This is a genomic window from Butyrivibrio sp. FCS014 (genome assembly GCF_000526935.1).
Lineage (GTDB): Bacteria > Bacillota > Clostridia > Lachnospirales > Lachnospiraceae > Butyrivibrio.
This window is the reverse complement of sequence record NZ_JAHA01000007.1, coordinates 17438-31231: the sequence shown is the minus strand read 5'-3', so window position 1 is coordinate 31231 and position 13794 is coordinate 17438. Positions and strand designations below refer to the sequence as shown.

Sequence of the window (13794 nt, the reverse complement as noted above, 5' to 3'; positions counted from 1 at the left end):
ACTGATCCTTTACTCTTCCTTTTCAACTTTGATATATACGCTAACTGTACCTTTGATCCTGACTCCTGACGGAACACTCCATTTAACGTCTGCACTGTAGTTGCCCACAGTAAGGGAATCCGAGCCGCTTGCTTCAATAAGTTCCTCTACGTTGACGGTTCCCGTAAGATCATCGGGATCGACTTTGTCCACAGATTCCTTAAGGCCCTGGATCGTCACTGAAACAGTCTTATACTCACTGTCATCAACGCTGACCCTGTAGCCCTCAGCTATACCTTCAACTGCCACATTGTTGACATTAACATCCAATGTCCTCAAAGCTATAGGCTCCACGTGAACGATAACTGAAACCGAACCGTTGTAATCACGATCTCCGAAGATAATTCCAGACGGCAGGTAATCGCTCAGATCGTAAGTGTACGCCATATTACCCGTAAGACCCGTCACATCCATTCCTTCATCGGTGACCTTGATCTCACTGACCGGGTCAAGGACGTTGCTGCGCCCCGCGATAAGAACTTCTTCGGGACTGCTCTCCACTTCACCGGTAAACATATAGCCATCAGCTGCCTCGCCGGTTACCGCATAGGTAATGGGCACATATTTGGTCTCATATATTACTACATTGACCCTTACCGACTTGATGTTCATGTTGACAAGTGAGGTGTCGATATTGTTGCCCTCAGCATCAAACAGTTCAACATCCGCATCTGTTCCGATGTTGGAGGTAAATCCTGTCACATCAACGTCAACGCTTGCTGAAGCGACGCTGTTGACCACGGACTCCGGTCCGGTGATCCTGATCATGTTCTGCTCTGTTGTAACGTCGCCGATAATATACCCGTCTGCAATGGAGCCCGAAGTAGTGGCGGAAAGAACCAGTGATTTGGATGCCTTCCTCTCTACGCTGAGTTTCACCACATCAGAGCTGGTGACGATATTCTCTATCTTGTCGCTGTATTTGTTTGTGGTCACTTTTATGCTGACCGTGTTCAGACCCGAAAGCTCCTGAATGTCGGCGGTAGCGATCACGTTGTTCTGGCTCAGGGAATCGATGATGGACCTTGGAGCATACAGCGTTACCGAACTGATGGTATCACTGCCGTCCAGAATGGTGTACACCTGTCCCTGATCGGTTATCAGATTTGCATTCTTAAGTGTTACGGGTATGTTGGTATATCTTACCGAGGTGATGGGGTCATCGATATTGGTAACGAGGAACCACACGATCACGGCAAAGATAAGCGAAATAAGTTTAAGCCCCCAGTTGGCCGTCAGTTTCTTCATTTCCTCACCTTGGCCTTTCTGGCGAGGTACTTGATGGGAGCCTCCTCAACCCGTTTATCCTGTATCTCTCTGAGCCTCTCTCTAAGGCGGTCGCTATCCAGCGCTCTCTCCAGTTCTCCGCCGTAAGCCACACTGATCTTACCTGTTTCCTCAGATACGATGATGGTCATGGAATCAGTGACTTCCGACACGCCGATACCGGCTCTGTGCCTTGTTCCCAGCTCTTTTCCTATTCCCATGTTGTCGGACAGCGGCAGATAACAGGTTGCGGATACAACCCTGTCTCCTCTTATAATAACTGCGCCGTCATGTAAAGGGGTGTTATGCTCAAAGATGTTGATGAGCAGCTGACTTGTTACTATCGCATCCACATCAATACCGGTTCTCTCATACTCGGTAAGAGGATGGTTCTGCTCAATAACGATAAGAGCTCCGGTCCTTACCTTGCCCATCTCTATGCAGGCCTTGGTAATCTCCTCGAGAGTCTTGTCCGAAAATCTGCCCATGGTCTTGTCGTCGCCAAAGGACAGGAAGTTGGAGATGAAGTTCTTTCGTCCCAGCTCTTCAAGAGCCTTCCTGAGCTCCGGCTGCAAAATGACCACAATACCGATTACGGCAATACTGAACACCCTTCCCACTATCCACAGGATGGTAGTCATATTAAAGAGCGCACAAAACAGAATGAACGCAAGAATAACTATGACTCCCTTTAAGAGAGACCATAGTCTTGTGTTCCTGGCCCACACGAGGATGTGATATACAAGAAATGCGATAATAAAGATTTCCAGTATATCAGGCCATCTGACCGTCGGCATGTGCAGGCTGGTCCTGTTAAAATCAAAAATAAAATCAATCTGTCCCATTGTTGCCCTTTATATGTTATCACCGCTGTTGTTTGCTGGTGCGATTTATCTTTTTTACCTTTCTCTCAGGTGTTGAAACGGTTACCTTAGGAACCGCTTTTACGTAGTAGTAATACTCGTCGTCCTCAAACTGAACCTTCTCTGTCCTGTTGTAGTCAAGGTTGAAGGCGAAGAATTCAACAACGAGCATAAGTGCTGCGGAAATCACTGTTCCCAGGATAACCCCGGGGATGGAGATGTCTGTCTCTGCAGCAAGGCTTCCCACAAGAAGCGCGATCATAAGTGCTATGGATCCTGCGGCTATTGCTATCTTCCAGGAGTGATCCACAGATGCTCTGCGGATGATATACACAACTATAAGTGCCACCGCAAAAGCTGCGATCATGACCACCATGGTCTTGTTGCCGATGATCCCGCTGATAATGCTCTGGAACTCATTGGCTGCCTCCTGTACTCCCTCGCTTCCGAAGCTGGTAGCATTTGCCGAGAAGTAATTGAGCATGAATGCAATGACCAGGCCGAAAGATACCGATACCACAGAGAAGGGATTTCCCAGAAGTCCCATAGCCAGCGGCATCACATAAGGAATATGCATCATAAAGAACAGCGGTGTCAGAAGCACTGCCAGTGTGTCCTTAGGTGAAAACCTGAAATACAGAAGAAACATCAGAAGGAAGATGATGCATGCTATAAGCGCACACTCAATCGCCAGCGAATACAGGTGTCCCACCGTGAAAAGAGCTGCCATGAACACGATAAAGTTCGGAGGCAGAATAGCGCACAAAAGGGAAGCCATCATGATAATGGCCATATTGGTCAGAGCCTCCATGTACCCCAGCTTGCTGTTTATCATAAGGATCGTGATAAGAGCCAGCAGGAATTTCCATATGTAGGAAATGTAGGCCTCATACCTGATGTAAAATCTTTTTATGTATTGTTTGAGTTCCAATAATGATGTCATGTCACTGTTCCTTTTCGTATAGTCTGGCAAGTTTCTTTAAATCTCCATAATATGCCTTCATACTCTTACGCATCTTACTGTACCGATAGGAATAAATGACATATGCTACAAGAGAATACACGCCAACAAGCAGGAGGTAGTACATCAACACCCTCCTGCCGATAGCTAACAGATTGCCTGTATTGTATAGATTTGATAAAACCATTTCAAAGTTGCACAACACATAGGTCGCAATGCAGATACCGAACACAATGGTGGCGCTGATAACCGCCTTGATCACATTGAATCCCACATAATCGCTCTTGAAATATGAGTTGATAGCGTCGTTCTTCTTGCCTTCACGATCTATGAACGCAGCCATTTTGGTCATCAAAATGACTTTCTCTTCGTTTAACATTGCTGCTCCTTAAGTATCCAGGAAGCGCATGCCTGCCTTGGGCTCTTTCTTGACGGGCTGTTGAAGCTGCGGCTTGGGCTTTGCAAAACTGTTGTTAAGGTTGTTAGCCATGCTGGCCTTACACTTAGCGCAGAATCTTCCTGTTTGTATGGGTTCTCCGCAATTCTCACAGAGAAGCTGAATAGGTGAGTCCTTGGAGAACATCAGTCTCTCTTCTCTGATCCACTGCTGGATCTGCTTGGAGGATACGTTGTTGTCTTCAGCAATCTCCTTCAAGCTGGCCCGGGGATTATCTTGTATGTACTGTTTTACCTTCTGAAAGTCCTCTTCTATGGCCTTTTTGCAAGGATCACAGATAGTGGGCCCCGTGACGTAATTAAACATCTTTCCGCATCTCGAACAATTCCGCAAGTTCATAAGCTGACCTCCATATATTTAAGTAGTTTGCCCGATAGCCAATGTCAGAAAGTAAATCCTTTCCACTCCGGCCACCCGAAACTCATGGGCGATCTCATCAATAGTACTTCCAGTTGTGTAGATGTCATCGATAATAAGTATACACTTAAATTTTACATCATTTTCCGCTATAATAAAAGCTTTTTTCAAATTATTGCGGCGCCCTGCAGCGTCCAATTCCTTCATGGGAGCGGTGTTTCTGACTCGCCTTATGACGTTCTCATAAGCGGGGATATCAAGCTCTTTTGAAAGAGCCTTCGCATAGACCGAGGCCTGATTGTAACCGCGGAGCCGTTCCTTGTCCCGGTACATCGGAACCGGTATCAAAGCCTCCACGCCAAGCCGCAATATCTTTTCCCCAAGAAGGCGCCTTGTAGCCTGTGCGTAGAAGTCCGCATATTCACGGCGTCCCAGGTACTTGAACCTGTAGACGGAGCCCGCCACGGTCCTGTATCTGAACACGGACATGCCAAGGTCAAAGACGTGGCTTGTCCTGATGCAGTCCCCGCAGTACTCCCGGTATATATCCCCGGAAAGGGGCTTTCCGCATTTGGCGCAGGTGCTGCCCTTTATATATTCAATTTTCCTGTGGCAGCGGCGGTGTATATAGCCTCCTGCCTTTATCATCCCGTCCTTTAATTCCAGCGCCGGAACTATTCCGTCGCAGACGGGGCAACGCCTTGGAAAAAAGAAGTCCAAAGCCCTGTTTGCTACTCTATTCATCAAATACTTCCGATATCCTGTCCTTCAGTCCCGTAAAGCGGCGAAGCTGCTCTTCGTTGTCTACCATGTCAAGAAGAGTCTGCCTGCTGCCCAGGATGCATACCGTATTTCTGGCCCTGGTGACCGCGGTGTACAAAAGATTCCTGTTCATCAGGATCCTGGGGCCGCCAAGGAGCGGCATTATCACCGCAGGGTACTCGCTGCCCTGGGACTTATGTATGGTTATGGCGTAAGAATGCTCGATCTCGTCCAGTTCCGAGAACGGGTATCTCACCCTTCTGTGCTCGTCAAATTCCACCACCAGCTCCTGGGAGTAAGTGTTTATCTCCTTTACGATGCCCATATCGCCGTTGAAAACTCCGGTTCCGTTGTCGATGGCGATATTATAGCGCCCAACTATCTCCCACTGGGCCTGATAGTTGTTCCTTATCTGCATGACCTTGTCCCCAACCCGGAATATCCTGTCTCCGTGGGCATATTCCTTCTTGGAATCATCGGGAGGATTAAGGTACTGCTGCAGAACAAGGTTCAGCTGCTGCACCCCCAGGGGCCCCTTCTTCATGGGAGTCAGCACTTGGATCTCATAGGGCTGTGCCCCGACATACCCGGGAAGCTTCTGGGTTATCAGCTGGATCATATGCTTGTAGATGACGCCGCTGTCGGATCTTTCCAGGAAAAAGAAATCCCGGCTCTTGTTGTCCAGTACCGGCTGCCGTCCGTCATGGATCCTGTGGGCATTCATGACGATGTCGCTCTCCTCCGCCTGTCTGAATATCTTCCTGAGGAAGATGGTGGTAAACCGCCCGCTCTCAATGAGATCTCTCAATACCTGGCCGGGACCCACGCTGGGAAGCTGCGCGCTGTCTCCCACCAGAATAAGATGGGTTCCGGGCAAAAGAGCCTTCAGGAGCGCGCTGAACAGATGTATATCCACCATGGACATCTCGTCGATGATGATGGCATCCGCCTCCAGCGGGTTGTCCTTGTTCTTTTCAAAGCGGGCTCCGGAAAAGCCCTTTTCATCGTCGTCACTGACCTGGCCTGACACTTCAAGGAGCCTGTGGATGGTCCTGGCTTCGTACCCTGTGGCCTCAGTCATTCTCTTTGCTGCTCTTCCCGTGGGGGCGGCCAGCATTATATCAAGCCCCATCTGGGCATAGTACGCAATAATGGTGTTGATGGTGGTGGTCTTACCTGTGCCGGGACCTCCCGTTATTATCACAATGCCGTTGGAGGCACTCTTTATCACCGCTTCTCTCTGGAGTTCATCCAGTTCGATGCCTTTTTTCTCTTCAAGGTCAAGGACCCTCTGCCTTATATCCTCTTCCTCCCCGGGGGACATGGTCTCGGAAATGTTGAGGTTATCAAGAAGTACAGCGCAGTTAAGCTCTTCGTAGTAATAGGTGGCGGCATAGACCTCATTGTCGTGCTTACAGATAAGCTTTCGGTCCATGATGAGGTTTGTGATCTGAACCTTTATATCCTCGGGATCAATGGTCTGATCCGGTCTTGAGCAAAGCACATCCATGGTCTTTTTTAGCAGGTCATCCATGAGAAGATAGGTGCTGCCTTCCATGGTGGACTGGAGCAAAGTGTAGAGGATACCGCTTCTTATGCGGTACTCGGAGTCCACTCTTATGCCCACCTTTTCCGCGATCTCGTCGGCGGTCTTAAAGCCCACGCCGCTTATGTCATCGGAAAGGCGGTAGGGGTTGTTCCTTAAGATATCGTAGATCTTCTCCCCGTAGGTGTTGTAGATCTTCACCGACAGGTTGTTGCTGATGCCGTACTGCTGAAGGAACATCATGGCCTGGCGCATCTCTTTCTTCTGAGCCATCTGAAGGGCAATGTCTCTGGCCTTCTCCTGGCCGATACCCTTTATCTCCGTAAGGCGGGTAGGATCCTCCTCGATTATCCTGAAGGTATCCGCTCCGAAGTGCTTGACTATCCTTGCAGCCATGGCTTCCTTGATGCCCTTTATGGCGCCGGAGGCAAGGTAGCGCTGCATGGAAGCAGCATCATCAGGAACCGTGACTTCACATTTATCTGCCTTGAACTGAGGGCCGTATACCGGATGGTCAACATACTCGCCCTCAAGAACAACGGTGTCTCCTATATCCGCATCACGAAAAGAACCTGTGCAGACGATCTCATCATCCTCTGTCACCAGGTTCATCACTCCGTATCCGTTATCGGGATTCTTGTATTTAAAACCTTTAATGTAGCCTTTTATCTTTTCCATAGCTCCGATTATACATGAAAAAACCGCCGAAATCTTTAAGATTTTCTTAAGATTTCGGCGATCCAAAATACAATTTGATCATATTGTCAGACTTCTTTGGGAGCCTCTGCCGAGGCGGCCTGTGAAGCCGCTTCATCTGTCGGAGCTTCGGGGATTCCATAGGTTCTTCGCATGTTCTCGTAGAGCATCTGGGCAAAACCGTTACTCTGTGTCTCTGCCGAAGTAGTGCATATATCCTGTAGGGTCCGGTCCTTGAAGAAGTCCACCAGTGTGGAGGTGGAGTTGTCTGATGACTCAGGCTTTAATGCATCTACTGACTTTTGCATCTCTTTGAACATCTGCTCAAGGAAATAAGCCTCAAAGCTCTTACAGGCTTCCCAGAGTTCATCATCGGAAGAGGCCTTCGATATCTCTTTTCCCTTCTGGGAAAGAGCTGCCGCGCCGGCGTTCTTGCTCTCCTGCATGGCATATTCGGTTATGGCTGTGGCGTTAAGCCCCTTTACGTCAAGTCCTGCCATTACTTCTCTCCCCGTTTATCTGTTATCTCTTAAGCTGGTTAGCTGTCTGCATCATCTCATCCGTTGTCTGGATTGCAGTGGAATTCATTTCATAAGCACGCTGGGCAACGATCAGGTTAACCATCTCTGTTGCAACGTTTACGTTTGAGCCCTCAAGGTATCCCTGAACGATCTCGGTACGCTTGATGCCTGCAGCGCCATCCTCAAGAATAGGCTCTCCGCTGGCTGCGCTCTGAACCCAGGCTGCACTTCCGACTCTCTCAAGGCCTTCCCTGTTGGGGAACTGCCAAAGTCCGATCTGAAGGTTTCCAACAGGCTGAGGAACACCGTCCCCATCGGGATAATATATCTTGCCATCACCGCCGATGGTGATACGGCTTGCTACCGCGTTACCCTGAACAACGATCTCATTGCCGCCCACATCCAATACTTTATTACCTTCTGCTGTTGTGAGCACAAGGTCGGTTCCTCCTACTTCTGTAAGAGCCCATGTGAAGTTTCCGTTACGGGTATACTGGACGGTCTCTCCGTCGGCTGCCTGATATGCAAAGAAGCCATCGCCTGAAAGGGCAAGGGCTGCCGGGTTATCGCTGTTCTGGAAAGATCCCTGACTGAAGAACTGATTTATGGTCGATGTGCGCACGCCAAGACCTACCTGTGAATTGGTAGGCTTAGGCTCACCGTTTGCAGTTGTGGTTACTGTCTGTAACTCCTGATATAAAAGAGATTTGAACTGAGCGCCCTGTGCCTTGAAACCTGTGGTGTTAACGTTTGCAAGGTTGTTGGAAATAGTATCAACGTTTGTCTGCTGGGCGTTCATGCCTGTAGCTGCCGACCATAAACTTCTGACCATATGTCACCTCCGAGAATCCTGGGGGCACATCCCTGTCCCTGTAACAATTCGTCATCCGTGACATAATATTGTTCTCTAATCATTTATCGTCACACAGTGGGGGTTAAATTATTAAAAAATTATAAATTTTATGAAAGACGTCCAAGCTGCTGAACTGCAATCTCCAAAGTCTCGTCGATAGTGGTGATCATTCTCTGGTTGGTATCGTAGTTACGCTGTACCGCGATCATGTTTACCATCTCGTCTACCACAGAGACATTGGACTGCTCAAGGAAGCCTGCATAGACTGAGCCTGTTCCCTCCTGAGCGGTTACGCCGTCAATGGGAATATACATATTCTCGCCGTAGTGAAGCAGGTTGTTGTAGGTGATCCTGCCATCGGGATAGGTGGTCTTCTCGAAGTCGAATATTCCGATAGTTGAAACTACCTCTCCGTCCTGTATGATATTGCCGTTCATTGCGATCTCTACGGGAAGATTTGGATCAAGTTCGATACGGCCTCCGTCCTGGGAAAGAACAAAGTCGCCGTCCTGAGTTACAAGAACGCCCTCTGAATTAAGTGTGAAATTACCGTCCCTGGTGTACATGATGTTCTGGATTCCGGGGAGCTCTCTTTCGATATTGACAGCCTTGTTGGTGTAATCAATACCAAAGAAGCCATATCCCCCGATTGCCAGATCAAAGGTACTTCCGGTTTCTCTCATGGGACCTTCCGACCAGTCCACATAGCCTTCACCGATCTTTACCCCGGGCGTAATAACGCCCAGTCCACGGGCAGTGTACGGGGCGTCAGTGTAGTCTTTAATTTTCAGCGCAAGCTGATCACTGAAGGACTGCGCAGTAGCGCCTTCCTTCTTGTATCCGTTGGTGTTGGCATTGGCAAGGTTGTTGGTGAGCACATCCATTCGGTGCTGCTCGTTGATCATTCCTGTGTAAGCAGTGTAAAGACCTTTTACCATATTAAACCCTCTTGCCGTCCTGGCCTATACTACTGCTCGTTCCCTGAGCAGCGCATGTTTGTGCACCAATATCAGTCTTCTCTGTATCCGGAGATAAACTCAACGTATCTTCCGGTTCCGATGGCAACTGCTGTCATGGGATCCTCAGCTGTCATGGTGTTGATACCGGTCTTGGAATAGATAAGATCCTCAAGTCCGCGAAGAAGTGCTCCGCCGCCTGTAAGGACAATTCCTCTGTCGGCGATATCAGCTGCCAGCTCGGGAGGAGTGTTCTCAAGAACGCTGTGGATAGCCTCGATGATCTGTGAAGTGGGCTCTCTCAAAGCTTCCTCGGTCTCCTCTGAGGAAACTCTTACGGTCTTGGGAAGACCTGTTACAAGGTTTCTTCCGCGGACATCCATATAGTCATCCTCAGCTCTGGGATAAGCTGATCCGATCTTAATCTTGATATCCTCAGCGGTTCTGTCACCGATAAGGAGGTTGTGTTTCTTTCTCATGTAGCGGACAATGGCCTCATCGAAGTCATCGCCTGCAACCTTAACGGAGGTACTTACAACGGTTCCGCCAAGGGATATAACTGCTATATCGGAGGTGCCGCCGCCGATGTCGACGATCATGTTTCCGCAGGGCTTTGTGATATCAATTCCTGCTCCGATAGCTGCGGCAATGGGCTCCTCAATGGTCTTAACGTCCCTTGCTCCGCAAAGTCTTGTAGCATCCTCAACGGCCTTCTTCTCAACCTCTGTAGCTCCACTGGGAACACATACAGCGATGAAAGGCTTTCTGAGCATTCTGCGTCCGATGGCCTTCTTGATGAAGTATCTCATCATCTGCTCTGTAATCTTGTAATTGGAGATAACGCCCTGGCGAAGAGGCCTTACAGCAACGATGTTGCCGGGAGTACGGCCAAGCATAAGTCTTGCGTCCTCTCCGATAGCCTTGATCTCCTCTGTATCTCTGTCGTATGCCACTACTGATGGCTCTTTCAGAACAACTCCCTTGCCCTTGATATAAACAAGAACTGAGGCTGTTCCAAGATCGATTCCAATATCTGCAAACTGCATAATCTTCGGTTACCCCTTTCAAATTAGCTATAAAAGCGCATAAATGCGGATGTTAATAGTCTCAATATCATCTGACATTATAACCCAAAGACCCGTTTAAGAAAAGGGGATTCCTATCATTTATATATATCGGCGTCCCGGTTCAAAAACTTTACAACATCTTGTGTTTTCTTTTTAATTTTCTTTCAAAAGATTGTACTTGAGCTCTGCCAGTTTCCAGTCCACTTCATTATCAATGTCCTGAACTTCCAGTTCCGACAGCTCCATGGGAAGGATATCCCCCACCATGATGGCATGATTTTTAAGGAAGCTCTCTGTGCGGACCACGTAGAACTGACCCGCATCATGGTAATGTGGTGTCAGGTCCTGTGATCTCTTGCTAAGATACTCAGGCTGTCTGAACACCAGCCTTCCGTCGCGGACCTCCATGGCTCTCTGGGGAGGATAGGAAAATCTTACCACCGGAATAAGGCAGTCCGCATCCGATGCCTTCAAGGTCTCCACTGCCTCTTTTAACCGGTCCGCTGTGATAAAGGGAGCCGTAGGATAAATGCAGGTAAAAATATCGAAGTCCTGCCCAAGCTTGTGATACTCCTCGATGACTTCCCCGATGACATCCACCGTTGTGGCAAAGTCATTGGCGGTCTTCTCGCTTCGCATAAAGGGCACCTTGGCCCCATACTTCCTTGCAATCTCTGCAATCTCCTCATCGTCAGTGGACACCATGACCTCGTCGTAAACTCCCGACTGCAGCGCCGCCTCTATTGAGTAGGCCATAATGGGCTTGCCGTTAAAATCCTTTATATTCTTTCTGGGGATGCGCTTGCTGCCGCCCCTCGCTGTTATCATTGCCAATGTCTTCATAATATCTACCTCTGTTTCTTAATATATATTCTGCTCCACCCGCTCAAGTATCCTGGGCAGGACTTTAACCGAATTAACAGAAAAACGCTGTTTCAGTGTTTCAAGAAGTTCTGTTCTGTCAGCATCCGTGAGTTTCAGACTGCTGCAATAGATGCAAAGAGCAGCATCCGCAATCTGCCTTCCGCCTGCATCCTTCTGAACAATAATACTGTCTATCATGATCGATATATTGGAAAAAACATCATTGCCGTAGGAAGTGAAGGACAGCTGCTGAAGGGATGAGAATAATTCGATTCCCGAAAAATCCAGGTCCGACGTATACAGATCCTCCAGGTATCTATTGGAAATCTCCAAAAGGGAATTACTGATGTTGGTGACACGAACAAGAAATCCCTCATCATCATATTTCACTGCGGCCACGCTCAGGGGAAATACCTTCACACCGCGCATAATAAAGAGATTGACGGAATAATTGTCTGTTCCGGCCAGGTGCGACCCTATTGAATCAGCAAATACGTAGACATATTCCTGCCTTTTATACAATGAGTTTCTCTTGGCTATGCCACGCTTGTTGTTCTCATGAAATGAAACTATAACCTCTTCATTCCTGGTGGCATCAACCTTTATATATATGGAAATCCTGTACCACTCATCCAGGACACAGACAGCGTTCTCAAACTTCTCCTGTGACCTGACCTCTTCTATCATAAAGGGCTGAAGGTGAGAGAGGTATTCCTTGATAAATTCAAGCTTGTCGATTCCGAGATAATCAAGATATCTGAAAAGATGCCTGTTGAGTCCTGAAGAATGCTCGCTTTCGTCAAGGGTAATTCTCGAAAGTCTGGCCAGTCTTCTGAGCTTCCTGGTAAGCTGCTTCTTAATAAGGAGATCCGCATCCGAAGCAGCCGCTTCCGTTCGTCCCTCTGCCTCACCGGGCTCAAACGCGATCACGACAGGTTCCTTCTGCCCATCGCCACCCTCGGAGCGACTTTTCAGTTCCAGAAGTTTCACAGCATAAGCGACAAGCCTTCTCTTGTCCGATTCCTCAAGATCCCTGAATGCCTCAATAAGCTCCTTCTCCTCCCGGGCAAAAGAAAAATCGACCTCTCCGGCTCTATTATCATCCGCGCCAAGCAGCTCCTCTACCGGGACTCCAAGGACTTTACCGATAACCAGAAGCTTGTCTGCAGATGGATTCAGTTTCTTGCGCTTCCAGTCACTTATAGTGCTCTCCGGAATACCGGTCCTTTGGGAAAAGACCTTCTGGCTGACCTTTTGTTCCTTTAACAGCTCAAATATTTTTTCACTTATAAGCATAAGGCCTCCGCATAATTCGAATAATCGAATCCGTATATTCAAATTATACGTCGGGCCCATCTTTTAAGTCAACTTCTGTATTCCTTCAAAAGAGCCTTCGCTATGCGGATGGCTCCTCGGCCGTCGGTAAGGTTTGAAAGTGCGGAGCGCATATCTTTAAGTCTTCTACCGGTCATCAGGCTTTTTATATATCGGCAACTGTTTTGGGCAACCTCAGCCGCACCGCCGGCAGCTTCCGTGACATCTCCCGCAAACAGCATACCGCCTGTGTTTCCAAAGAATTCCACGTTGTACTTCTGATTGTCCGCCACCTGATAGAAGATCACAGGAAGACCGACAGCTGCACATTCCGTCAGCATTGTACCAGCTGCGCAGACTGCCAGGTCGCACACTCTCATAAGCCCTGCCATGTCGCTGACGGATCTGTGAATGTGGATTCCGGGATTGGCTTTAGCAAAGTCATCTATCTTTTCAGCGTCCTTGCAGAGGGCACCTACCACAACATGCCAGTCGATGGCAGTTGAACAGGGCATCGGCTCCGTACCTGCAGGATCGCATATACCACTGCTGCCGTCTCTCACAAGGCCGTTCTCTTTGGCTGCCTTAAGGGTTCCAAGGATCATTCCATAGGCATCTGCTCCACCTGAGGCAAGAAGGATAGAGACGCGCTCAGGCTCCTTTTCTGCAAGGCCTGCAGCGGACTTTTCCGAATCAGTCTGTGAATCCTTCAGCTTAGAAACGGAAGTGTTCACATCTGTTCCGTCAGCTCTGTAGAACTGCTCCCGAAGGGGCGCATAGTTAAGCCCCATCAGAAGTCTTGTGGGCTCACCGTCATGGCCTGTCACAGCTTTATAGTCTTCTTCATATCCCAGCTTTTCGTAAAACCCGCTGTAGTTAATAAGGATGTCCACAGGGTAGATATCCGCTTTCAGGTCGTCAAAATACGCCACCCTGCACAGCTCTTTAAGCTTCTCAAAATATGTGACGGTCACCTTATAGGAGTCCACCAGGAGAACACTTATATTTTTAGCCGACAGCTCTTTTCCCAAAGCAGACAGTTCCCCCTCCATATCCTGCCAGCGGGTCCCAAGGACTGTAACGCTGACAGCTTCGGGAGAATCCTTAAAAGAATCTGCTGCCATGTTGCGAAAAGCACCCTCGGACTCCTCATCCGCCACAAAAAAGGCCACAGAGTGACCCTGCCTTACTATCTCTTTGGCTACAGTAAGGCAGCGCATCATGTGACCTGACGCTATTATTGAATTGGCATCGCATCTTATGCCTATCATG

At 48.6% G+C, this 13794-nt stretch carries 14 protein-coding genes; all 14 read right to left on the bottom strand.

What is annotated here, in order from left to right:
* Positions 1–9: 9 nt before the first annotated feature.
* Entirely contained in the window at positions 10–1287 is a 1278-nt protein-coding gene (locus T456_RS0106320; protein WP_024865429.1) for a CdaR family protein, read from the bottom strand.
* The gene (gene cdaA / locus T456_RS0106315) at positions 1284–2150 is read right to left on the bottom strand and encodes a diadenylate cyclase CdaA (RefSeq protein WP_024865428.1); all 867 of its coding nucleotides are present in this window, start codon (positions 2148–2150) and stop codon (positions 1284–1286) included. Before cdaA ends, T456_RS0106320 begins: the two co-directional genes overlap by 4 nt.
* 19 nt (positions 2151–2169) lie before the next feature.
* Complete coding sequence (locus tag T456_RS0106310) at positions 2170–3111, bottom strand: hypothetical protein (RefSeq protein WP_024865427.1); 942 nt, start codon at positions 3109–3111, stop codon at positions 2170–2172.
* A gap of 1 nt (position 3112) precedes the next feature.
* Positions 3113–3508, bottom strand: coding sequence for a hypothetical protein (locus tag T456_RS0106305; RefSeq protein ID WP_024865426.1), 396 nt, complete (start codon positions 3506–3508; stop codon positions 3113–3115).
* A gap of 9 nt (positions 3509–3517) precedes the next feature.
* Positions 3518–3925 (bottom strand): class I tRNA ligase family protein, encoded by a 408-nt coding sequence (locus T456_RS0106300; RefSeq protein ID WP_024865425.1) that lies wholly within the window; start codon positions 3923–3925, stop codon positions 3518–3520.
* An 18-nt stretch (positions 3926–3943) separates the two neighbouring features.
* The gene (locus T456_RS0106295; RefSeq protein ID WP_024865424.1) at positions 3944–4687 is read right to left on the bottom strand and encodes a ComF family protein; all 744 of its coding nucleotides are present in this window, start codon (positions 4685–4687) and stop codon (positions 3944–3946) included.
* Positions 4680–6929, bottom strand: coding sequence for an SF1B family DNA helicase RecD2 (recD2, locus tag T456_RS0106290; protein WP_024865423.1), 2250 nt, complete (start codon positions 6927–6929; stop codon positions 4680–4682). Before recD2 ends, T456_RS0106295 begins: the two co-directional genes overlap by 8 nt.
* An 86-nt stretch (positions 6930–7015) precedes the next feature.
* Positions 7016–7447 (bottom strand): hypothetical protein, encoded by a 432-nt coding sequence (locus T456_RS0106285; RefSeq protein ID WP_024865422.1) that lies wholly within the window; start codon positions 7445–7447, stop codon positions 7016–7018.
* Positions 7448–7469: 22 nt separating this feature from the next.
* Positions 7470–8300 carry a flagellar hook-basal body protein gene (locus T456_RS0106280; RefSeq protein ID WP_024865421.1) on the bottom strand — a complete coding sequence of 277 codons (831 nt, stop codon included), beginning with the start codon at positions 8298–8300 and terminating at the stop codon, positions 7470–7472.
* 128 nt (positions 8301–8428) lie between these two features.
* A complete protein-coding gene (locus tag T456_RS0106275; RefSeq protein WP_024865420.1) occupies positions 8429–9259 on the bottom strand; it encodes a flagellar hook-basal body protein in 831 nt (276 codons plus the stop codon).
* Between the two features lie 71 nt (positions 9260–9330).
* Positions 9331–10323 (bottom strand): rod shape-determining protein, encoded by a 993-nt coding sequence (locus T456_RS0106270; protein WP_024865419.1) that lies wholly within the window; start codon positions 10321–10323, stop codon positions 9331–9333.
* Positions 10324–10497: 174 nt separating this feature from the next.
* Complete coding sequence (gene pseF / locus T456_RS0106265) at positions 10498–11187, bottom strand: pseudaminic acid cytidylyltransferase (protein ID WP_024865418.1); 690 nt, start codon at positions 11185–11187, stop codon at positions 10498–10500.
* A gap of 18 nt (positions 11188–11205) precedes the next feature.
* A complete protein-coding gene (locus T456_RS21125) occupies positions 11206–12504 on the bottom strand; it encodes a helix-turn-helix domain-containing protein (protein ID WP_024865417.1) in 1299 nt (432 codons plus the stop codon).
* Positions 12505–12572: 68 nt separating this feature from the next.
* Entirely contained in the window at positions 12573–13793 is a 1221-nt protein-coding gene (locus T456_RS0106255; protein ID WP_024865416.1) for a PseG/SpsG family protein, read from the bottom strand.
* Between the last annotated feature and the right edge of the window lies 1 nt (position 13794).